A 21,997-nucleotide genomic window follows, 5' to 3' on the forward strand; every position below is an offset into this window, starting at 1 on the left:
TGTCCTCCTCAGCGGCCGGCCAGTGCGTCGACGATCTTCAGGCGCTTGGCACGCAGCGCCGGCAACAACCCGACGATGATGCCGATCACCACGATCAGGCCCAGCCCCATCAGCCAGGTCGGCGTCGGTACGTGTGGCGGCAGCATGCCCATGCTCTTCGGGCCGATCGCCGGCAGGATCAGTGCGGCCAGGCCCATGCCGATCAGGCCGCCCAGGCCGATCAGCAGCACCGACTCCACCATCACCAGGGTCAGCACGGTGCTGTCCTTGAAGCCCAGCGTCTTCAGCGTGGCCAGCTCCGGCACGCGTTCGCGCACCGCCTGCGCCATGGTGTTGCCGGTCAGCAGCAGCAGGGTGAAGAACACCGCGCCCATGATTGAAGTGACGATCATGCCGATGTCGGCGAACTGCTTGACGAAGGCCTGCTGGAACGCCGACTCGGTCTGGGTCTTGGTCTCGTGGTCGGAGTTGGCCGAGATTGCATCAATGGCCTGCGCTACCCGCGAGGAATGATCCGGGTTGTCCAGCGTCACCGTGTACCAGCTCACCTGGTTCTTGATGTAGTCGTTGGATTCATCGAAGTACTTCCAGTTCATCATCAACTGGCGTTCTTCGTTGGCCGCCAGCGCTCGGTCCTTGGAACGGTAGATGCCCTTCAGTTCCAGCGGCCAGTCGTTGCTGCCGCCGCGCGGGAAGATCGTGGCCTGCAACGGGATGGTGTCGCCGATCTTCCAGCCGAACTGCTTGGCCAGGGTCTCGCCGACGATGGCGCCGGTGCGGGTCTGCTTCCAGTCCTCCAGCTGTGCCGGATCGATCTGCAGTTCGCGGTAGACATCGAAGTAGTTGGGCGACACCGAGAAGTTCGGGAAGAAGTTCTTTGGATCCTGGTAGATGCCGCCGAACCACATGCCGTAGGCCACGTCGCGCACGCCGGCCACCTGGCGGATCTGGGTTTCCAGGCGGATCGGCAGCGACTGGGTGATCGACAGCCGCGAGGCCACCACCAGGCGATTGGCGCCTTCCACGCTGCCGCCGGACGAGAACGCCACGCGCACCGAGTCGAGCATGCCGAACAGCAGGAACGCGGCCACCACCGACAGCAGGGTCAACAGGGTGCGCGTGCGGCTGCGGAACAGCTGCGCCCACACCAACGAGAAGTATTTCATCGCCGTGGCCTCCGTCAGTGGGCCAGCGGCGCGTCGGCCAGCTCGCCCTTGTCCAGGTGCACCGTGTGCGTGGCGTACTCGGCGGCCTTCGGGTCATGGGTGACCATGATGATGGTCTTGCCGTGTTCGCGGTTGAGCTGCTGCAGCAGGCCGAGGATCTCCTCGGCGGACTGGCGGTCGAGGTCGCCGGTGGGTTCGTCGCAGATCAGGAAGGTCGGGTCGGAGACGATCGCCCGCGCGATCGCCACGCGCTGCTGCTGGCCGCCGGACAGTTCATTGGGGCGATGGCTGCGGCGGTCGGCCAGGCCGACCAGGGTCAGCGCGATCTCGGCATTGCGGCGGCGCTGCGCGGCATTGAGGTGGGTCAGCAGCAGCGGCAGCTCCACGTTCTTCTGCGCGGTCAGCATCGGCATCAGGTTGTAGAACTGGAACACGAAGCCGACGTGGTGGCTGCGCCAGGTCGACAGCTGGCCGCCGCTCATCTGGTCGATGCGCTCGCCTTCGATGCTGATCTCGCCGCCGCTGGGGTTGTCCAGGCCGCCGATCAGGTTGAGCAGGGTGGTCTTGCCCGAGCCGGACGGGCCCATCAGCGCGACGAAGTCGCCGCTGGCGATGTCCAGGTCGATGCCGTGCAGCACCTGCACTTTCTCGGGGCCACGCTGGTAGGTCTTGGTGATGTTGCGCAGTGAAACCAGGGTCGACATGGGTGGTTCTCCACGGAAGGCGGGAAACGGGGAAGCGCACCTGCGGTGGCCGCAGGCGTGCGTCGAGCGGTGTTGCCGGCGGCGCCCATGGGCGCCAGGCCGTTACTGCGCTTGTTTCTGTTGCACCTTGGCGCCATCGCGCAGGGTGTCCGGCGGGTTCACCACCACCGACTCACCCGCGCTGACGCCCTTGAGGATCTGGCGGTCCTTGCCCATCGCCTGGCCGGCCTCGACCGTGCGCTGCTGCACGCGGCTCTGGTCGCCCAGTACGAAGGTCACCGAGGCGCCCTCGCGCTGGATCACCGCGCCAGCCGGCACGCGCACGCCCTGCGGTTTGGCGGCCGCCTGCGGCTGCGCCTGCTCCAGGAAGCTGACCCGCACGCCCATCTCCGGCACGATGCGCGGGTCCTTCACCTTCAGCGCCACGCGCACCTTCACCGTGGCCTTGCCGCGGTCGGCAGTGGGGATGATGGCGATGACCTCGCCCGGAATCTTCCACTCCGGATAAGCGTTGAGCGTGGCTTCCACCGGCATCTTCGGTTGCACGCGGCCGATGAAGGCCTCGCCGACCTCGACTTCGATCTCCAGCGAGTCCATGTCGACGATGGTGCCGATGCCGGTACGGGTGAAACCACCGCCCGCCGACAGCGGCGAAACGATTTCGCCCGGCTGCGCGGCCTTGGCGGTGACCACGCCGGAGAACGGCGCGCGCACGATGTTGTTGTCCACGCCCAGATCGGCAATGGCCAGCTGGTCGTTGGCGACCTTGACGTTGCGCTGGGCCGTTTCCAGCTGCGCACGCAGGCTGTCACGCTGGGCCACGGCCTGGTCGTACTGCGAACGTGACACCAGTTGCTGGCCGACCAGCGCCTGCAGGCGGCTGGCTTCGGCGGCGGCCTGCTTCTGCTGTGCCTCCAGCCCGGCCACCTGGCTGCGCGCGGCCTGCAACTGCGAGGCATACAGGCTGCGCTGCGCATCGGCATCGATCGGATCCAAGGTGGCCATCACCTGGCCGGCTTCGACCCGCATGCCTTCCTCGATCATCACCTCGCGCACCTTGCCGGTGATCTTGGCCGAGACCGTGGCCATGCGCCGGGCGACCACGTAGCCACTGGCATCGAGCACCGAACTGCTGGCGCTGCCCTGCTGGATGGCCACTGCGGGCGCGGTTTCCACTTCCACGGCCGGCGCGCGGCCGAACAGGAAGGCCACGGCAGCGGCGATCAGCAGCACGACCACGATGATCGCGATCCACAGCCAACGACGGCTACCGCCATTGCTGCCACCACCGGAGGCGGGCGGCGGCGACTTGCGGTCGATACGGAGTTCCTTCAACAGCTCGGCAGAAGCGTTCATTCGTTCCATCACAGGCGTTCGGGCGGGTGTGGCCGGAAGCGCGGACGGCGGCGGTTCCGGCGGTGGAGCGTGCGGCACAGCATGAAGGCAGGCACAGCGATGACGGCAGTGACAGCTGTCATCCGATGACACTGACGGCGGCAACTGCGAAATGTGACCACGGCGGCACAGGATGGCAACGTCCCCGCTACCGGTACCGCCCATGGATCCGATCGCCCCGTCGCTGGCCCGCCTGCAGCAGGTGCAGGTGCGCTACCGCGACCATACCGCCCTGCAGGGCATCGACCTGCAGGTCCGCGCTGGCCAGGTGCTGGCATTGCTGGGCCGCAACGGTGCCGGCAAGAGTACCGCGATCAGCGTGCTGTTGGGCCTGCGCCGCGCCGATGCCGGCCAGGTCGAGCTGCTCGGTGGCGACCCGCAGCAGCGCAGCAGCCGCCTCGGTCTGGGCGTGATGCTGCAGAGCACCAGCCTGCCGCCGATGCTGCAGGTGGACGAACTGGTGGCGCAGGCCAGCGCCTGCTATCCGGACCCGATGCCGCTGCAGGAGGTGCTGCAGCGCGCAGGCCTGCAGGCACTGGCAGGCCGTCGCTACGGTCAGCTGTCCGGTGGCCAGCAGCGCGCGGTGCAGTTCGCCATCGCGCTGTGTGGCCGCCCGCGCGTGCTGTTCCTGGACGAGCCCACCACCGGTCTGGACATCCAGGCGCGGCAGGCGATGTGGCAGGCGATCCGGCAGCTGGTGGCCGAAGGCTGCGGCGTGCTGCTGACCACCCACTATCTGGAAGAGGCCGAAGCGCTGGCGCAGCAGGTGCTGGTGCTGGAGCAGGGCAGGGTGCTGGCCGATGCACCGTTGAGCGAGCTGCGCCTGGCCGATCGGCCGCGCCGCATCCGCTGCCGCAGCGTGTTGACTGTTGAAGAGGTACAGCAGTGGCCGGGCGTGCAGCAGGTGCAGCGTGATGGCGAGCACCTGCAGTTGCTGGCGAGCCCGGCCGAGCCGGTGGTGGCGCGCCTGCTGGCCGCCGATGCACAGCTGCGTGAGCTGGAAGTACAGGGCGCGGCACTGGCCGACGCTTTCCTCGACATGACCCGGGAGGCCGCATGAACACGATGACCCGTACCGGCACCACACCCGCGCCGGTATCGGCGTGGCGCCAGGCCTTGCGCCCGTACGGCGCTGAACTGGTGGCCGAGCTGCGCCGCGCCTGGCGTACACCCGCCTTCGCGGTGCCTTCGCTGCTGTTCCCGGTGCTGTTCTACCTGTTGTTCGGCGTGCTGTTGGGCCGCGGCCATGCACCGCTCTACCTGCTGGCCACCTACTGCGTGTTCGGTGCGATGGCCCCGGCCCTGTTCGGCTTCGGCGTGCAGCTGGCGCTGGACCGAGAAAGCGGCCTGCTGACCCTCAAGCGAGCGCTGCCGATGCCGGCGGCGGCACCGTTGCTGGCGCGACTGGCGATGGCCGTGATGTTCGCGTTGCTGGTAGCCGCCCTGTTGATCGGGGTGGCGCGCGCGCTGGGTGGCGTGCAGCTGCAGGCAGTGCAGATGCTGCAGCTGCTGGCGGTGGCGGGCCTGGCAGCGCTGCCGCTGGGGGCGATCGGCCTGCTGATCGGCAGTCATGTCAGTGCCAGCGCGGCGCCGGCGATGGTCAACCTGGTCTACCTGCCGCTGGCCCTGCTGTCGGGCCTGTGGCTGCCGTTGTCGGCGCTGCCCAAGGTGTTCTCGATGATGGCACCGCTGTGGCCAACCTGGCATCTGGCGCAGCTGGCGCTGCCGGTGGTCGGGCTGCCGTCGGTGGGCAGCATGGCTGGCCACCTGCTGGTGCTGCTGGCGGTCACGGTGGTGGCGCTGCTGCTGGCGCGCCGCCGCCTGCGCCGGATCGGCTGAACTGGCATGATCGGCAGCGATCATTCCCGCCTGGATTCTTCCGTGTCGTCGAGCTGGCTTGCGTCCCTGCTGCGCCCCGCGCCGGACTCGGCGGTGGCCGACCTGCTGCGGCGTGGCAAGTCGCCCTGGAGCGGTGCGATCCACCTGCTGTGGTCGGTCTGGATCTTCCTCACCCCGGTGCTCGGCAATGGCTTCACGGTGCGCTGGCTGCTGCTGACCGTGGCCAGCTATCCGCTGTTCCTGCTGCTCTATGCGAAGGTGATGCTGGCGCCACGGCACCACGCATGGCGCTATGCGCTGGGCATGATCCTGATGGCCCTGGTGCTGCTGCCGTGGTATCCGTCGGGACTGAGCTACTTCGTGTTCGGTTGCGTGATGATCCGCATGAGCAGCCGTGGCGGCTGGTGGGTGTACCTGTTGCAGCTCACCGGCCTGAACCTGTTGTTCTGCGGCGCTGCACTCTACGTCGGTTATCCGTGGCAAGCCATGGTGTGGATGCCGGCCGTGTCGTTCATCGTCGGCCTGGTGGTGAACGTGGAGGCCTTGAGCCATCAACGGGACGTTGCGCTGCAGCTGTCCCAGGACGAGGTGCGGCGGCTGGCCACCACCGCCGAGCGCGAGCGTATCGGCCGCGATCTGCATGACCTGCTGGGCCACACGCTGTCGCTGATCACGCTGAAGCTGGAACTGGCGCGCAAGCTGTACGACCGTGATGACGCGCGCGCGCGGCAGGAGATCGGCGAAGCCGAGGCGATCGCCCGCGAGGCGCTGGCCCAGGTGCGCAGTGCGGTGACCGGCATCCGCGCCAGCGACCTGGCTGGCGAGCTGGCCTCGGCGCGCCTGCTGCTGGAATGCCAGCAGGTACACCTGCAGTACACACCGCCGCCGCCGATGCCGGTCGACGTGGAACGTGGGCTGGCGCTGGTGCTGCGCGAGGCTGCGACCAACATCGTGCGCCACGCACAGGCGACCCGGGTGCAGGTGGATTTCATGCTTGAGGAACGACAGTTGGTGATGCAGATACGCGATGACGGCCGCGGTGGCGTACAGGCCGAGGGCAACGGATTGTGTGGCATGCGCGAACGGGCGATGGCGCTGGGCGGCCAGTTGTCACTGCAGTCGCCGCGCGGCGAAGGCACCCTAGTGACCGTGCGCGTGCCACTGGTGGCCGCGACCACGCCGCTGTCGTCAGCATCATTGGCACGGGATGGTGCCGCATGATCCGCATCCTGCTTGCCGAAGACCAGGCGATGGTGCGCGGTGCATTGTCGGCGCTGCTGGGCCTGGAGCCGGACATCGAGGTGCTGGGCAGCGCTGCTGACGGCGAGGCGGCGTGGCGCATGCTGCAGCAGCTGCAGCCGGACATTCTGGTCACTGACATCGAAATGCCTGGCCTGTCCGGGCTGGAACTGGCCCAGCGCATCGCCCGCCACGAGTTGCCGATCAAGGTCGTGATCGTGACCACCTTCGCCCGTGCCGGTTTCCTGCGCCGCGCGCTGGAAGCGGGCGTGCTGGGCTACCTGCTGAAGGACGCACCGGCCGAGAACCTGGCCGATGCCCTGCGCAAGGTGAAGCAGGGCATCCGCGCGATCGACCCGCAGCTGGCACTGGATGCGTGGTCGCAGGCCGACCCGCTGACCGATCGCGAGCGCCGCGTGCTGCGGCTGGCGGGCGAGGGCCGTACCGCCAGCGAGATTGCCGAGCAGCTGGGGTTGTCGCATGGCACGGTGCGCAATTACCTGTCCGAGTGCATCGGCAAGCTGGGGGTGGCCAACCGGATCGAGGCGTACCGGCTGGCGCGGCAGAAGGGATGGTTGTAGGGGCGTGCGCCGACGCACTGGTAGCGCCGGGCGCTGCCCGGCGGATCATTTCCGCGACCGCGGAGGGGGTGTCACTTTCTTTGCGCGTGCACCACGCTGCAGGAGCAGCGTGGAACGGCGTAGCCGGCCCGTAGGGTGGCGCACATGGATGTGCGCCATCAAGAAAGTAACCAAAGAAACGCTCCGCCGGCCGCGAGCCGGCGTGCTTTGCACGCCGGTGCCCTGCGCTCCTCGGTCCGTCGAGGGACGGCGCGGGAACTCGCTGCGCTCAGACACCCGCACCTCTTCGCCCTCGCCGGACCTGCGGTGCTCGGCTCGCTCAAGGCGGACTGGAAGGTCAAGATCAACAGCATCCACGCATGGCGTGGATCTACTGGGCGCAGCTGTCGCTCTTGATGTTGGGTCCGCCTTGAGCGAGCCGAGCATCGCAGGGGAATCAGGGGCGAAGAGGCGCCGGTGTTTGAGCGTAGCGAGTTCGGCGCCGTCCCCTGATTCACCGAGAAGCACAGGGCACCGGTGCGCAGCACCGGCTCGCGCTCTGGCGGCGCGTTTCTTTTGGTTACTTTTCTTTTCGCGCGAAAAGAAAAGTGACACCCCCCCGCAGTCGCGGAAAACAATCCGCCGGGAACACCCGGCGAACCCCATCAATCCTTCCCGCGCGCCATCGCCTGGAACACGCCATCCCGCCGCACCCACAAATGGAACAGCGCCGCCCCCACATGCATCAGCACCGTGGCGAACAACACATACGCCAACAAGCTGTGCGCATTACGCAGCGCGGCATACAACGCCGGGGTGTGCGGCACGATCGGCGGCAGGTGCAGGCCGCCCCACAGCACGATCGGGTAACCGCCGGCCGACAGCATCGCCCAGCCGATCAACGGCATCGCCAGCATCAGCGCATACAGCATCCAGTGCGAGGCCTTGGCCGCCATCACCTGCCACACCGGCAGGTCGGCCGGCAGCGGCGGCGGGCGGTGGCGCAGGCGGTTGTACAGGCGCAGCAGCACCAGCAGCAGGATCGCGATGCCCAGTGGTCGGTGCAGGTCGATCAGCATCGGCCGCAGGTGCAGCGAGGCGACCATGGTCACGCCGATGAACAGCATGGCGATGATCATCAGCGCCATGGTCCAGTGCAGCACCCGCGCCAGCAGGTTGAAGTGGCCGTTGCCGGTGCTCATCGTGCGGCCTCCTTCGGTTGCTCGACGTTGCCGCTGGCGCGCTCGCGCTCGCGGCGGTTGAAGGATTGCGAGTACACCGCAGAGCGTGCGGCCAGGATCGGATCATCACTGCCGCGCACGCCACTGGGCAGGATCAGCGGATCGAAGTTGATCTGGCCGCAGGCGCCTTCCTCCTGCGACTGCATGCGGTCCAGGCTGAGTACGCCGGCCACCACCTGATCACGCGATTCGGGCCACGGTACCGACGGATCATCGATGGCATCGCGAGGCTCGGCGGTGGTCACGACCAGGTTCCAGCGCACCGGGCCGCTGGCCAGGCGTTGTTGCAGTTCCTGGCTGAGGAAATCGACGCTGGCCTGCTTGCGCGTTTCCGCATCCATCTCCACCACCGGCGCCTGCGGCTGCCAGCGCCAGCGCACCGCGCGCTTCTGGCCCTGCGCGTTGGTGAACCAGAAGCTGTTGACGCTGTTGAAGGTGGTGTCGGCCCAGCTGCTGGTCCACGGTGCCGTCCTGGCCCACTGCTGGAACGCCTGTGCACTGGGGTATTTCGCCAGCACCGCGGCCATCTTCTGCGGGTCGGGCTTGCCGGTGGCCGGGTCGGGAATGGAGGCGCGCGTCTGCTCGTAGAACGCCTCGGCATCGGGCACCGCGAAGAACGGGAAGCTGTTCATTGCCATCCGCCATTCCTGGCCGTCATCGCCGACCATCTGCACCGCCAGGCTGCGTACGCGCGCGGTGTTGTCGGCGCCGTAGGGATCACCGCCGCCGATCGACAGGCGGCCCATCACCGGCACGCGGCGCTGCGAGAACACCCGTGCACTGGACAGGGTAGGGGCCTGTGCACTGGGTTCGAACCAGCCGCTCACGCAGATGCCCTTGCTGTGCGCCCGGCGGAACCCGGGATGTGCCGGGCCGGTGGCTTCGATGGTGTCGGTGAAGCGCTGCGCGGTCAGGCGGTCGCCAATCCAGCCGGCCAGCCAGGCGAAGGCCAGCGCGACGGCACCCAGAATGAGTGCGATCAGTGCGATCCAGAGCAGGGGGGAATGCTTGCGTGGCGCGCCCGGCGTCTGGCCAGCGCGGGTGTAGCGGAAGAGCGACATGGTCGGAGTCCTGCCTTCACGGAGCGTGTGGGTGGTCGACCCACACATCCTCGCAGAACCCGGCCGGGGCCGAAATTCAATTTTTCGTCAGAATTTCCGGGGACGGCGTGCCGACCAACGGTCGGCACCCACCCGATCAGCTGTAGCGCTGCTTCAGCATCGCCCACGCCGAGCGCAGCGCCAGCGCTTCGCCACCGGCCGGACGGCCCGGGCGCTCGCCGTCGTTCCAGGCATACACGTCCAGATGCGCCCAGCGCTGGCCGTCTTCCAGGAAGCGTTCCAGGTACAGCGCGGCGGTAACCGAGCCGGCCATGCGCGAACCGGCGTTGGCCAGGTCGGCGATGCCGCTGCTCAGGTAGCGCAGGTAGGGGCGCCACAGCGGCATGCGCCAGACCGGGTCGCGGGTCGCGTCACCGGCCTGCAGCCACTGCTGGGCCACCGTGTCGTCGTTGCTGAACAGTGCCGGCAGGTCCGGGCCCAGGGCGATGCGCGCGGCACCGGTGAGGGTGGCGAAGTCCAGCACCAGGTCCGGTTTCTGCTCACCGGCGAAGGTCAATGCGTCGCACAGGATCACGCGGCCCTCGGCGTCGGTGTTGTCGATCTCCACGCTCAGGCCCTTGCGGGTGGCGATGACCTCGCCCGGACGGAACGCATCGGGGCCGATCGCGTTTTCCACAGCGGGCACCAGCAGGGTCAGGCGCACCGGCAGCCCGCGCGCCATCACCAGGCCGGCCAGGGCCAGTGCGTGCGCGGCGCCGCCCATGTCCTTCTTCATGTTGCGCATGCCGTCGGCCGGCTTGATGTCCAGCCCGCCGGTATCGAAGCACACGCCCTTGCCCACCAGCACCAGTGCCGGGTCGGTCTCCCTGCCCCAGCGCAGCACGACCAGGCGCGGCGCACGATGCGAAGCGCGGCCCACGGCGTGGATGGCCGGGAAATTCTGCTTCAGCAGTTCGTCGCCGGTAATCGCCTCGACCTGCGCACCATGTGCATCGGCCAGCGCGCGCGCGGCGTCTTCCAGCTGCTGCGGGCCCATGTCTTCGGTCGGGGTGTTGACCCAGTCGCGCACGCGCAGGCTGGCGGCGATCAGGTCGGCCACTTCACCGGTCGGCGAGGCCACCAGCTGCGCCGGTGCGCGGTTGCGCCTGCGATAGCGGTCAAAGCGGTAGCTGCCCAGGCCCCAGCCCAGCTGCAGCAGCGCCAGTTCGGCGGCCGGCAGTTCATTGGCCAGCTGCCAGACGCTGCCTTCCGGCAGCGCGTGCGGCGCATGCGCATAGCTGTAGGCATCGGCACGATCACCCACGCCCATCACGGCACCGGCCAGGCCGTCGGCGCCCGGCAGCAGTGCCACGCTGTGGGCGCCGGCGTTGAAGCCCTGCGATGCCAGCCACGCCTGCGTGGCAGCCGGCTGGCTGTCCTTCCAGGCGGCGAACTGCTCGCGGTCCAGCACGTACAACGGCAGCGCCGCAGCGGTGTCGGCGGTGAAACCAGTGATCTCGCTCATGCGTCAGGTACTCCGGGGTGCGGCGGCGTCGAGGTTGGCATCCAACCAGTCGGCCAGGCCGGTAAGGGTGTCGAACTGCAGGTCCGGCTGCAGCTGCGGATGGGTCCAGGTGGCTGCGTCGCGGTTGATCCAGCAGCCGCGCAGGCCGGCGGCAATCGCCCCGGCCACGTCCATGTCGACATGATCGCCGACGTGTAGCACCTGTGCCGGTGCCGCACCCAGGCGGGTGCACGCGGCATGGAAAATGCTGGCTTCGGGCTTGGCCGCGCCGTGTTCGCGCGAACCCAGCTGGAAGGCGAAATGATGGGCCAGGCCGATCCGCTCCAGGTCGGCGTTGCCGTTGCTCAGCGCCGCCACCGGTACCCGTGCGGCAATGCGCGCCAGCGCGTCGATCGCATCGGGATAGCACTCCACCTGGTTGCGCGCGGCGTAGAACACTTCATACGCAGGCTCCAGCAGATCGAGGCTGGCACCGCTGGTGTGCAGTGCTTCGTGCAGGGTCAGCCGGCGCAGCGCACTCAGGTCGTGGTGGAGGTGCGGATGGGCGTGGTACAGCCGCTCGCGCAGTTCGCGCATCGCCTCCACCGGATACATCGCGGCGGTAGCGGGGCTGTGTTCGCACATCCAGGCGTGCAGAACCTGTTCGATGCGGGCGCCGATCGGAGCGAACGGCCACAGCGTGTCGTCAAGGTCGAGGGTGATGGCTTGGACGGGGAAATTCACCCCGCCATTCTACCCCTGCCCGCGCGGGCTTTCATGCGACGCGGCGGGCGGGTGGGCACTGTGGCTGGGCCGGGTCAGCGCAGGTTGTACGAGCAGGCGATGGTGGTCTGGCCGTCGAACTGCTGCACGTCCAGGTTGTGCCGCCCAACTTCCTTCGTGTAGGTGCCTGCTACCGGGTCGGACATCTTCGCCAGTGCCGCGACCTGTTCCACACTGGCCGAGCTGAAGTACGCGGTGAAACTGTCGATGCCATCCTCGCCGCTGTCGCCGTCATAGGACTGCAGCCGGTTCACGGGCTGGCCCAGCACCATCAAGGGCGTGGTCAGCCGGAACTCGCCGCTGGATTCGCCGTCCTGCACCCTTGCCGGGGCCGGTGTCAGCATCCGGGCCATGGCGTCGAACTGTATGGGCGTGAGGTGCCGCTTGCAGGTAACCGCCTCAGCAAGCTGGGTGCGCGCCTGATCGGCAGTCGGCGGTGTCGCGGCGAACGCGGGAGCGGCAATGCAGGCCAAGGCAAGGCAACGCGTGGCGAGAGAGTTCATCCGAGCGGATCCATCCGGGTAGGGCGCCATAGTCTGCCACTTCGTCCCTGTTTCTGGTTCCGCCACCTGCGTCCATCCGTTGTTGATGCCGTCACTCCAGCAGGCGTGCCCAGCCCTGCATGCCGTCCAGGCGTGCCAGCACCAGCTTGATGCACACCAGCAGCGGCACCGCCAGCAGCAGCCCGATCATGCCCCAGGCCCAGCCGAACACCATCAGCGCCAGGATCAGCACCAGCGGCGACAGCTTCATCCGACGGCCCAGCACGATCGGGGTCACCATCTGCCCTTCCAGTGTGTGCAGGCCCAGGTAGGCGGCCGCTGGCAGCAGGGCCTGCAGCGGGTCGCGGAACTCGACGAAGCCCATCAACAGCATCAGCGCCACGCCGATCAACGGACCCACATACGGCGCAAAATTCAGCAGCGCGGCCACCGTGCCCCACAGCAGCGCTTCCTGCAGGCCGATACCGAGCAGCATCAGCACGCCGGCGAACACCAGCCCGACCAGAGTGTTGATGACGCTGATGGTCAGCACGTAACGCGAGACCTCGCGTTCGATCGAACGCAGGATGTCCGTGGTGAAGCGCTGCTGCTGGCGGTTGGGGAACAGGGCGATCGCCGCGCGCTGCAGGCTCTGCCCGTAGATCATGAAGAACAGCGTCAGCAGCACCACGGCCAACACCGAGGCAGCCAGCCGCGGTGCACGGGTCAGCATGCGGTACGGGTCGTCCAGCTGGGTGCGGATCACCTGCACCTTGTGGTTGCTGTCACCGCCGGCCACACGGGCGAAGTTCTCCGCCGCCTGGTTGGCCTGCTGCACCGGCTTGGTCAGGTCCTGCACCTGGCGGGCGACCTTGCGCAGCTGCTGTGGGGCTTCCTGCGCCCATTCCATCGCCGGGCCGATCAGCTGCACGGCGAGCGAACCGGTCACGCCCAGGCCGGCGCCGAGGATCAACAGTGCGCCCAGCGCGCGCGGAATCCACAGCTTCTGCAGCAGGCGCAGGATCGGGTTGCCGACCAGGGCGAAGAACATCGCCAGCAGCACCGGCAGGATGATGTCCTGCGCGGCCCACAGCGTGTAGCCCACCGCCAGGGTCGCCAGCACCACCAGCGACATCGGCCCGCGCGGGCGCGACGGTGGTGGCAGCGCTGCCTCTGGCTCGTCGGGGCCGGCCGGTGGCGGGGACAGGAGGGACTCGCTCATCGACGCATCAACCGGAAAGGGGAGCGCATTATCCGCCGGCCGCGATCGGCGCGGCGGATTCCATGGATCAACGTTCGGACAGCTCGGTGGCCGCTTCGGCCGGACGCGGTCCGCGCAGGTCCGGTTCTGGCTCCGGCACGGAGCGTGGTGCCGGTGCCGGCCGTGCTCCGGCAGCGGAGGCCGCTGCCTGTGCCTGCTCGCTGGCATCGTCGGCTTCTTCGGCCGCATCGTCGGCGGTGGCCGCAGCCTGCGCCGCCATCGCCGTGGCGAACGCCGCCTGCGCACTGGCGAACAGGTTCGAGACCGAACCGACCATCTGCAGCCAGCGGGCACCGTTGACCTTGCCCGGCACCTCCAGCTTGCCGGCGATGAAGCCACCGGCCAGGCCGACCACCACGATGCGCAACGGCGACCAGCCCTGTCGCCATACCTGGCCGAGGGTGGACCAGTGGTCCTGTGTCTCGCCCAGGCGCACGGTCACCACCTGTTCGCAGCGTTTTACCCGCCGCTGCAGCGCGCCGAACTTCATGGCTTGCCCTCCGGCAGCTGCACGCCGGCATCAGGGTCGTCTTCGCTGGGTTCGTCAAACAGGCCCAGGCGTGACAGCTGACGCCGGGTGGCGTGCATGCCGGTGTGGTGGAAGAAGTAGGACACCCGCCAGATCGCATAGCCGGTGACGGCCAGGCTCAGCAGCGAGGTGATCAGCAGGGCCTGCAGCCAACTCAGGCCCCAGCTCTGCAGCAGCGCGATGAGGGTGGCGGCCATCAGCAGCCACGCCGATGCACCAAACACGATCGCCACGCCGGCCCAGGCCAGCGCGCGACCGAATGCGCTGCGCGCCAGCGCGAAGTCGGCCGAGGCCAGCCGGCGCAGTGAACGCAGCGTGTGCTTGGCCGAATCGGCAGCGGCACGACCGGCCGCGCCGACCTGGCGGATGCTCTCATCCAGCGGCGGGGTGGCCGCCGGATCAGGCGCTTGCGTGTTGTCTTCGCTCACGCTGCGGCTTACTTGTCGCTGCTGCCGCGGGCCAGCTTGGCGATGATCCAGCCGGCTGCGAAGGCGACGCCGAACGAGGCCAGCGGACGTTCGCGGATCAGTTCGGCGGCGCTGTCGATCAGGTCCTTGCCCTTGTCCATCAGCGCATCGACCTGTTCCTTGGCGGCGGCACCGCCGAACTCGGCGGCGGCCAGGCCGGACAGCGCACTGTCGGACAATTCAGCCTTGACGTTGGCCTTGCCGATGCGAAGCTCGTCGGTCGCTGCACCGGTTGCACCCTTGATCGCACCGCCGGCGGCCGTAGCGGCCTGCTTCAGGTGGGAACCGGCTTCACCCAGGTGTTCCTTCAGGTTCTCGGTATTGGTGGGGCTCATCGAATCACTCCTGTTGCGATGGGGGAACGGGAGTCGGCGGTGCCGACCTGGACTGACAGCAATAGCATTGCCGGGGTATAGGGGGTGTTACGGCAGGGCGATCAGCGCATCACGAGCTGGCCCTGCTGCTGGCCATTGTTGCGCAGCACGCGCAGCACCAGCGTCGGCGGGCGCTGCTGGAAGTTGGCGCGCCAGCTGGCCAGGTCGGCGAATTCACCGACGGTGGCATCGGTGATGATGTCGCCCTGCTGCAGGCCGTTGCTGGCGGCGCGGCTGCCGCGCTTGACCTCGCTGACCAGCACGCCGCTGGCGCCAGACTGGCGCAGCGACTCGGGCAGGTCAACGAAGGTGGCCCCGCCCAGGCGCGGGTCCAGGCTGTCGCCGGTGACCGCGCGTGCCTGTTCCTTCAGCGTCGCCTTGATCTGCAGCGGCTTGCCTTCGCGGCGTACGTCCAGCGTCATCGGGCTGCCGACCGCCGCCAGGCCTTCCACGTTGTGCAGGGCTTCGGCGCTGTCCACGCGCTGGCCATTGGCCGACACCACCACGTCGCCCGGCTTCAGGCCGGCGGCGGCGGCCGCCGAACCGGCCAGCACGCGGGTGATCAGCGCACCGCGGGTTTCGCCCAGGCCCAGGCCCTGCGCGATCTGCGCGGTCAGGTTCTGGCTTTCCACGCCCAGCGTGCCGCGCACCACCACGCCGTGCTTGACCAGCTGGTCGACCACGCTGCGCGCCAGGTTCGAGGGAATCGCCAGGCCCAGGCCGATGTTGCCGGCCATGCTGCCCTGCGGGTTGAAGCTGGCAGTGTTGATGCCGACCAGCTGGCCCTGCAGGTCGACCAGCGCGCCACCCGAGTTGCCCGGGTTGATCGACGCGTCGGTCTGGATGAAGTTCTGGTAGCCCAGCCCGCGGATGCCGCTGCGGCCCACCGCCGAGACGATGCCCGAAGTGACCGTCTGGCTGAAGCCGAACGGATTGCCGATGGCTACCACGAAGTCGCCCACCCGCAGCTGGTCGCTGTTGCCGAGCTTGATGTCGGTCAGGTTCTGCGCCGGAATGCGGATCAGCGCGATGTCGGTATCGCGGTCCGAGCCGAGGAATTCGGCCTTGACCGTGCGCCCGTCGGCCAGTGTCACCTGTACGTCATCGGCGTTGTCGATGACATGGTGGTTGGTCAGCACCAGGCCCTCCCTGGCGTCGATGATCACGCCCGAGCCCAGCGATTCGTTGATGCGTTCCTGCGGGATGTCCGGGAACAGGCGGCGGAAGAACGGGTCGTTGAAGAAGGGATTGCGTACGCGCACCACCTGCTTGGTGTTGACGCTGACCACGGCCGGCATCGCCTTCTCCAGCATCGGTGCCAGTGACGGAACCTGCTGCCCGGCCACTGCGGCTGGCAGTGCCGCCATGGTCGGCACCACCGCTGGAAGCGGAGCGGCATCGGCACGGTTGTCCAGGTGGGCGTTGATGCCGGTGGCAACGAAGCCACCGAAGGCGGCGGCGATTGCGAGCGTGAGCAGGGTAGGTAGCGGTCGCATGGGAGTCGGTTCGCTGGCGGGAATGGGGGCGGTTCGGCTCTACGGTAAAACAAGCTGAATGAGTGTGTCGCGATCTGGATAAATGCGCCATGAAAACCGCGCGCCGGGAACGCGGATCGCGACGACCGGCGCTGGGCCGGTGACGACAGCGGCGGCGGCGCGCGGCAGTGTACGGACGTCAGCCGCAGGTCGTGCGGATACAGGACGATACTTGCGCAGTTCTGCGCATCCCGGTGCCGCGACGCGCCATATTGCATGCCTTCCGCGGCATCCGGGCGGGTGCACACAACCAATGCCTGTCACGACGCGGATCATGCGGCGCAGCACTGAAAAAAAGGGGTTTCCTGTAAACACGGTGTGCCTGCAGGGATGGTCGACTACACCATCGCCGTCGCAGCAGATGCGATTGGTGGCGCATGCCCCGTTCCACGATCGTCAATGTCGGTATAGCATCGCCCCGTTTTGATACTTAAGGCCCCCAGGAGGGCAACATGAGCAACGGTAATGGTGTGTCGGTCGTGACCGACGCTGTCGAGAACGTCAAAGAAACCGCCACCAACGTTGGCGAGACCATCGCCCACGCTGCCGAAGACGCAGTGAAGTCGGTCAAGAAGACCGTCAAGCGCGCCACCAAGGCTGCCGGTACCCGCGTTGCCAAGGCCAAGAAGGCCGTGGCCAAGGTCGAGAAGACCGTTGCCAAGAAGGCCGAAAAGGCTGCCAAGTCGGTCGGCAAGACTGTTGCCAACGCCAAGAAGAAGCTGGAAGCGGCCAGGAAGAACGCCAAGGCCGAAGCCGCTGCCCTGAAGAAGGAAGTGGCCAAGAAGAAGGCCGCTGCAGGCAAGGCTGTGACCAAGAAGGCCGCCGCTGCCAAGAAGACCACCAAGGCCGCCACCAAGGCTGCCGGCAAGAAGGTCGCCACCGTGAAGAAGGCTGCCACCAAGAAGGCCGCCGTCGCCAAGAAGACCGTTGCCAAGAAGACCGCAGCCACCAAGAAGGTGGTCGGCAAGAAGGTCGCCACGGCCAAGAAGGCTGTGGCCAAGAAGACCGTCGCCGCCAAGAAGGTCGCTGGCAAGAAGGCCGTGGCTGCGAAGAAGGTTGTCGGCAAGAAGGTTGCCGCCACCAGGAAGGTCGCCACCAAGAAGACCGCCGCCGCCAAGAAGGTTGTCGGCAAGAAGGCTGCCGTCGCCAAGAAGGCCGTCGGCAAGAAGACCGCTGCTGCCAGGAAGGTTGTCGGCAAGAAGACCGCCGTTGCCAAGAAGGCAGTTGGCAAGAAGGTTGCCGCTACCCGCAAGACGGTTGCCAAGAAGGCTGCCCCGCTGAAGAAGGTCGCCGCCAAGAAGGCTCCGGCCAAGAAGGCCGTGCGCAAGGCCGCCAAGCGCAAGTAATCGCGCCGTGACCAAAGGCCCTGCCACCCACCGGGTGGTGGGGCCTTTCGCGTTTCCGGGACACTGTCCGGGGCAAGATGCAGGTTCTTTCCGCTGGAGCCCCGGGCATGCGCGGTATCGACTTCAGTTCCTGGCAGGGCGTGCTGTCCACCTTGGCCGGCCTGGTCCTGATCACCCTGCTGGGCGTGGGCATCCGCCTGCTGGTGATGCAGACCCTGCAACAGCGCCGCGAGCGCGAGAACCGGCAGATCAACGAACGGCTGCGCACGCTGATGGCGGCCTACAAGACCCTGGGCGGTTCGTTCACCGGCGAACTGGGCGTGGATCCCAGCCATCGCCGCGACCTGCGCCAGCGCGAAGATGCCGAAGGCATCGCCGAACCCCGCTCGGATCGCGCGCGCCGCATCCGCGATGCCGTTGAAGCGGCGCTGTCGGACATCCTGCTGCTGGGCACCGACGAACAGGTGCGGTTGGCTGCGCGCGCTGCCAACGATCTTGCACAGGGGCGACCGGTGCATACCCACGAACTGGTGGTCTCGCTGCGCGACTTCGTGCGCGAAGCGCTGGACCTGGCGCCGATTCCGGCCGACCTGCAGATACCGCCGCAGGGGCCGACCCGGCCGGGCAGTGCCAGTGGCAAGGGCCGCAACGACGGCGATGCCAAGGGCGGTCGTGCGGGCGGAGGCGGCGGTGGCGGAATGGGGGCCGGCATGGGCGGTGTGGGCCTCGGCGCCGGCGCCGCACTGGGCGCCGGCCATGCCTCCGCCAGCGATGAAACGGACGCGCGCTGAGCACGTCCGCCCGGTTCAGCGGGTCAGTTCGTAGATCGGCACGAAGCCACCGTAGATCATCCGCGCGCCGTCGAACGGCATCGGATTCGTCGCCGGATCAAACCTTGGGTCTTCCATCATCTTCTTCATGCCCGCGTCGCGGGTCGGCTTGTCCGGCCATTCGATCCAGGAAAACACCACCGTCTCGTCCGGCGTGGCTTTCACCGCGCCGAAAAAGTCGGTGGTCTTGCCGTGCGGTACGTCGTCACCCCAGCACTCGACCACGCGCAGCGCGCCGTACTCGATGAAAACGGGATCCCCTGTGCGTGCATGGGCGAGGAACTTCTCTTTGTTGGCGGTGGGCACCGCCAGGACGAAACCATCGATGTAGCTCATTGCCTGCCTCCGGATGGACCGTGCCGCATGCACGGCCTTCAAGTACACGACGAACCAGAGCGTCGGGGATCGACATCCTCTGGGCGCCCGTTCAGCCCGGGCCACCGGGCAGCGGTGCCAGCACCGTATCCGGTGGCTGCTGGCCGGCCAGGTGGCGTACGAAGTAGTCCCACATGCGGTGCGTGTAGGTGGCGTCGTTGCGGAACAGCTCGTGGTCCTGCCGGGCCAGGTACAGCAGGTCGTAGCTGCGCTGGGCCTTGTTCAGGGCGGCGGCCAGCTGCAGGGTCAGCGCCGGCGGTGCGTTTTCGTCCAGCTCGCCATAGACCAGCATCAGATGCCCGCGCAGGTTGTCGGCCAGCGCTGCGTTGTCGAGCCCGGCAAAGGGCGCCGGCACGCCATCGGTCATGGCCGTGGCTGGCAGCACGCCACCGAACAGCCGGTCCATGCCGTGCAGGGCGCCGCCGTACATGCCCTGGAAATTGTGACTGCCGGCCGAGGCCACGCCAACCTTGTAGAACGCCGGGTAGCGCAGCAATGCCCGCGCCGCGCTGTAACCGCCGAACGAATGCCCGTAGATGCCGACCCGCTGCAGGTCGATGCCCGGGTAGCGTTCGCCCAGCTGGCGCAGCGCGGCCACATGGTCATCCAGCTGCACATCGGCGCCGTGCAGGAAGCTGCTGTCATGGAAGGCCTTGTCGCGGCCGCCGGTGCCGCGCGCATCGATGCTGACCACCACGAAGCCAAGCTCGGCCAGGCTGGCGCGTGACACCGGATTCAGCGCGGACACCGCCTCGGCGTAGGTCACCGGGGCATTGCTGATGAAGGCGCCGCCGTACATCGCATCGATCACCGGGAAGCTGCCGTCATCGCGATAGTCGCGGGGCAGGTAGACGGTGGCGAAGATCGGCGTGCGCCCGTCGGCGGCCAGCAGACGTTCGCGCCGCGGTGGGCGCCACCCCGCAGCAAGCACTGCCCGGTTGTCCGCCGCTTCCAGCACCAGCAGCTCGCGACCGTCATCGCTGGCCCGCAGCACGGTGCGTGGTGGCTGGTCGAGACGGGAAATGGTGTCCACCAGATAGCCACCGCTGGGCGACAGCGCCTGGGGTGCGCGCCCGCCGAACAGCGCGCCGGTACCGGCATCGGCCATGTGGTCGTAGCCATCGGCGGCCAAGCGTTGGATCGGCCCTCCCTGCAGCGATACCCGGTACAGGCCGCGCACGTAGGGGTCGCCATCGTCGACGCCACCGGCGCTGAAGTACGCCCAGCCACCGACAGCGTCCACACCCAGCAGGTCGCGCACCGCCCAGTGGCCGCGGGTGAGCTGGCGCACCACTTTGCCATCGGACAGGCGCACCCGGTACAGATGGCCCCAACCATCGCGCTGCGAGAACCACACGGCGGTGTCCTGCCCGGGCAGGATGGCCACCGCTGGCCGGTTGTAGGAATACACGTTGAGCTGCAGGCGAGTGTCGCTGGCTTCTTCCAGAACCGTGCGCAGTGCACCGCTGTTGGCATCGATCTCCACCAGGCGCAGCCTGCGCGGTGTGCCGAAGTGCGCGATCACGGCATACAACCGATCGCCGTCCCAAGCCAGGATGCCGGCCTCACTGAGCGTGTTCCAGCCCTCGGGCAGCGCGATGTCATGCTGCCTGCCGCTGCGGGTATCCACCACAAACAGGGTGTCGCGCACCTGCTGTGCATCGCCCAGCACCCCCAGCTTCACGGTATGCACGCGCGGCCGCGCGCTGTGGGTCGGGCTGCTTTCCAGATAGGGGTAGTCCTGCAGCGCGCGTTCGTCGTAGCGGATGCCGGCCACGTAGCGCCCGTCCGCAGACCAGCCAACCGCGAACGGCCGCACCGGCATCCGGCCCTGACGGCGTGGAATACCGCGCAGGGCGAAGTCCGGCAGCACGCCATAGCCATTACCGGCTTCTCCGCCGTGGGTCAGTGCCCGTGGCGCCGTGCCAGGCGACTGCAGCCACAGGTTGTTGTCGCGCACCTGCAGCCACGCATCGCCTACGGGCGAAGGCAGTGCATCGGCCGGCGGCCGCGCATCCGGTGAACGTGTGCATTGCCAGCGCGGCCATTGGCAATCGACGGGCACTTCTCCGCTGAACCGCAGGCGCAGGCCATCGTCCGCCTGCTGCACGCTGGCCAGGCGCAGGCGTGGCCCGCTGGCACCGAGCGGTGCAACCGCAGCGTCCAGCGCAGTGGGTTCGAACAGGGTCTGGCGTGTCGCCTGGACCGGATCGACCAGTACCGCCTGGCGCCGGCCCTGAGTGTCTTCGCGCTCATACCAGAATCGTCCATCGGCCAACCAGTGGGGCAGGACCGAAGCATTGCGCAGCGCACCGCGCAGATGACTGTCATGCACGCGTTCGGCGCGCTGGTATTCGATCGCCTGCAGCGCATGTGCGGTGTGTGGCGACAAGAGGGCAACGCATGCAAAGACAGCGGCGCGGACACACGTCCGCAGCGGATCGGAAACGAGCAAGGCAACCTCCTGTTGCAATCGTCGAAGGATTACAGATGGACGCGCGCCGCGCGCGTATGCCAGACGGAGCCTGAATCAAGCCCAAAAATTCAGCAATGCGAAGACCACTGTTTTCAGGGAGCGTTGTGGCGAATAACGGAGAATTTACATTCCCGATGCGATGGCGCCCTGGCGCTGCTGCACACCATAAGAAAGTAAAGGTGTACCCCCATGAAGAATTCGCTGATTGCTCTGGCCCTGGCCGCTGCCCTGGCCGCTGCCCTGCCGTTCACCGCTTCGGCTGCTGAGAACCTGTCGTACAACTACGCTGAGGCCGACTACGCCAAGACCGACGTCGATGGCATCAAGGCTGACGGCTGGGGCGTCAAGGGTTCCTACGGCTTCCTGCCGAACTTCCACGCGTTCGGTGAATACAGCCGTCAGGAAGTCGACCACACCAACATCAAGGTTGACCAGTGGAAGGTCGGTGCCGGCTACAACGTCGAAATCGCTCCGTCGACCGACTTCGTTGCCCGCGTTGCCTACCAGAAGTTCGATCGCAAGCACGGCCTGGACTTCAACGGCTACAGCGCTGAAGCCGGTATCCGCACCGCCTTCGGTGCCCACGCCGAGGTCTACGGCATGGTCGGCTACGAAGACTACGCCAAGAAGCACGGCGTCGACATCGACGGCCAGTGGTACGGCCGCCTGGGTGGTCAGGTCAAGCTGAACCAGAACTGGGGCCTGAATGGCGAGCTGAAGATGAACCGCCACGGCGACAAGGAATACACCGTCGGCCCGCGTTTCAGCTGGTAATAGCTTCCTCGGCGCGCCTGCGCGCTGAAGATGCCTCGACAGGCCCGGCTCATGCCGGGCCTGTTGCGTTGTGACGA

The 21,997-nt window shown here is 67.6% G+C and carries 22 protein-coding genes; 7 read left to right on the forward strand and 15 right to left on the reverse strand.

The genetic code is table 11. The features are described from left to right. Positions 1-8: 8 nt before the first annotated feature. From O0K41_RS01285 to O0K41_RS01295, 3 genes are all read right to left on the reverse strand, one after another. Entirely contained in the window at positions 9-1,166 is a 1,158-nt protein-coding gene (locus tag O0K41_RS01285) for an ABC transporter permease (protein ID WP_019338655.1), read from the reverse strand. Between the two features lie 14 nt (positions 1,167-1,180). Next, complete coding sequence (locus O0K41_RS01290; RefSeq protein WP_004137569.1) at positions 1,181-1,870, reverse strand: ABC transporter ATP-binding protein; 690 nt, start codon at positions 1,868-1,870, stop codon at positions 1,181-1,183. 102 nt (positions 1,871-1,972) lie between these two features. After that, positions 1,973-3,226: an efflux RND transporter periplasmic adaptor subunit gene (locus O0K41_RS01295; protein ID WP_024956150.1), complete on the reverse strand. Its 1,254-nt coding sequence runs from the start codon at positions 3,224-3,226 to the stop codon at positions 1,973-1,975. 202 nt (positions 3,227-3,428) lie between these two features. Between O0K41_RS01295 and O0K41_RS01300 the strand changes: the two genes are divergently transcribed. The 4 genes from O0K41_RS01300 to O0K41_RS01315 are packed head-to-tail and all read left to right on the forward strand — an operon-like array spanning position 3,429 to position 6,924. Beyond that, positions 3,429-4,325: an ABC transporter ATP-binding protein gene (locus O0K41_RS01300; RefSeq protein WP_088436369.1), complete on the forward strand. Its 897-nt coding sequence runs from the start codon at positions 3,429-3,431 to the stop codon at positions 4,323-4,325. Continuing rightward, a complete protein-coding gene (locus O0K41_RS01305) occupies positions 4,322-5,104 on the forward strand; it encodes an ABC transporter permease (protein WP_049449513.1) in 783 nt (260 codons plus the stop codon). The genes O0K41_RS01300 and O0K41_RS01305 overlap by 4 nt, the downstream gene beginning before the upstream one ends. 6 nt (positions 5,105-5,110) lie before the next feature. Then, positions 5,111-6,325 (forward strand): sensor histidine kinase, encoded by a 1,215-nt coding sequence (locus tag O0K41_RS01310; protein ID WP_049403472.1) that lies wholly within the window; start codon positions 5,111-5,113, stop codon positions 6,323-6,325. After that, positions 6,322-6,924 (forward strand): response regulator transcription factor, encoded by a 603-nt coding sequence (locus O0K41_RS01315; protein ID WP_005407733.1) that lies wholly within the window; start codon positions 6,322-6,324, stop codon positions 6,922-6,924. Before O0K41_RS01310 ends, O0K41_RS01315 begins: the two co-directional genes overlap by 4 nt. Before the next feature lie 644 nt (positions 6,925-7,568). Here the strand turns inward: O0K41_RS01315 and O0K41_RS01320 are convergent. From O0K41_RS01320 to O0K41_RS01365, 10 genes are all read right to left on the reverse strand, one after another. Beyond that, positions 7,569-8,105 carry a cytochrome b gene (locus O0K41_RS01320; protein WP_088436371.1) on the reverse strand — a complete coding sequence of 179 codons (537 nt, stop codon included), beginning with the start codon at positions 8,103-8,105 and terminating at the stop codon, positions 7,569-7,571. After that, positions 8,102-9,205 carry a catalase family peroxidase gene (locus O0K41_RS01325; protein ID WP_088436372.1) on the reverse strand — a complete coding sequence of 368 codons (1,104 nt, stop codon included), beginning with the start codon at positions 9,203-9,205 and terminating at the stop codon, positions 8,102-8,104. Before O0K41_RS01325 ends, O0K41_RS01320 begins: the two co-directional genes overlap by 4 nt. Positions 9,206-9,341: 136 nt before the next feature. Then, positions 9,342-10,709, reverse strand: coding sequence for a leucyl aminopeptidase family protein (locus O0K41_RS01330; RefSeq protein ID WP_164222229.1), 1,368 nt, complete (start codon positions 10,707-10,709; stop codon positions 9,342-9,344). 3 nt (positions 10,710-10,712) lie between these two features. Further along, the gene (locus O0K41_RS01335; RefSeq protein WP_024956412.1) at positions 10,713-11,432 is read right to left on the reverse strand and encodes an HAD-IA family hydrolase; all 720 of its coding nucleotides are present in this window, start codon (positions 11,430-11,432) and stop codon (positions 10,713-10,715) included. Between the two features lie 74 nt (positions 11,433-11,506). Further along, entirely contained in the window at positions 11,507-11,974 is a 468-nt protein-coding gene (locus tag O0K41_RS01340; protein WP_005407738.1) for a hypothetical protein, read from the reverse strand. Between the two features lie 91 nt (positions 11,975-12,065). Further along, positions 12,066-13,175: an AI-2E family transporter gene (locus O0K41_RS01345; protein WP_005411982.1), complete on the reverse strand. Its 1,110-nt coding sequence runs from the start codon at positions 13,173-13,175 to the stop codon at positions 12,066-12,068. A gap of 67 nt (positions 13,176-13,242) precedes the next feature. Continuing rightward, positions 13,243-13,704, reverse strand: coding sequence for a hypothetical protein (locus O0K41_RS01350; protein WP_005411983.1), 462 nt, complete (start codon positions 13,702-13,704; stop codon positions 13,243-13,245). Next, complete coding sequence (locus O0K41_RS01355) at positions 13,701-14,171, reverse strand: phage holin family protein (RefSeq protein ID WP_005407741.1); 471 nt, start codon at positions 14,169-14,171, stop codon at positions 13,701-13,703. The genes O0K41_RS01350 and O0K41_RS01355 overlap by 4 nt, the downstream gene beginning before the upstream one ends. 8 nt (positions 14,172-14,179) lie before the next feature. After that, positions 14,180-14,545, reverse strand: coding sequence for a hypothetical protein (locus O0K41_RS01360; protein WP_004153835.1), 366 nt, complete (start codon positions 14,543-14,545; stop codon positions 14,180-14,182). A gap of 101 nt (positions 14,546-14,646) precedes the next feature. Continuing rightward, positions 14,647-16,080 carry a Do family serine endopeptidase gene (locus O0K41_RS01365; protein ID WP_012478904.1) on the reverse strand — a complete coding sequence of 478 codons (1,434 nt, stop codon included), beginning with the start codon at positions 16,078-16,080 and terminating at the stop codon, positions 14,647-14,649. Positions 16,081-16,571: 491 nt separating this feature from the next. Between O0K41_RS01365 and O0K41_RS01370 the strand changes: the two genes are divergently transcribed. Continuing rightward, complete coding sequence (locus tag O0K41_RS01370; protein ID WP_149500634.1) at positions 16,572-17,465, forward strand: histone; 894 nt, start codon at positions 16,572-16,574, stop codon at positions 17,463-17,465. A gap of 107 nt (positions 17,466-17,572) precedes the next feature. Continuing rightward, positions 17,573-18,256 carry a hypothetical protein gene (locus O0K41_RS01375; RefSeq protein WP_043035179.1) on the forward strand — a complete coding sequence of 228 codons (684 nt, stop codon included), beginning with the start codon at positions 17,573-17,575 and terminating at the stop codon, positions 18,254-18,256. A gap of 15 nt (positions 18,257-18,271) precedes the next feature. Here the strand turns inward: O0K41_RS01375 and O0K41_RS01380 are convergent, their stop codons facing one another. Continuing rightward, positions 18,272-18,631, reverse strand: coding sequence for a DUF1428 domain-containing protein (locus tag O0K41_RS01380; protein WP_005407745.1), 360 nt, complete (start codon positions 18,629-18,631; stop codon positions 18,272-18,274). Positions 18,632-18,722: 91 nt separating this feature from the next. Beyond that, positions 18,723-21,125: a DPP IV N-terminal domain-containing protein gene (locus tag O0K41_RS01385; protein ID WP_164222227.1), complete on the reverse strand. Its 2,403-nt coding sequence runs from the start codon at positions 21,123-21,125 to the stop codon at positions 18,723-18,725. A gap of 210 nt (positions 21,126-21,335) precedes the next feature. On the opposite strand from O0K41_RS01385, the gene O0K41_RS01390 reads away from it, so the two are divergent. Beyond that, a complete protein-coding gene (locus tag O0K41_RS01390; RefSeq protein WP_308304420.1) occupies positions 21,336-21,920 on the forward strand; it encodes an Ax21 family protein in 585 nt (194 codons plus the stop codon). Positions 21,921-21,997: the final 77 nt, after the last annotated feature.

The sequence above is a fragment of the Stenotrophomonas sp. Sm2128 genome (assembly GCF_030985535.1).
Taxonomy (GTDB): domain Bacteria; phylum Pseudomonadota; class Gammaproteobacteria; order Xanthomonadales; family Xanthomonadaceae; genus Stenotrophomonas; species Stenotrophomonas maltophilia.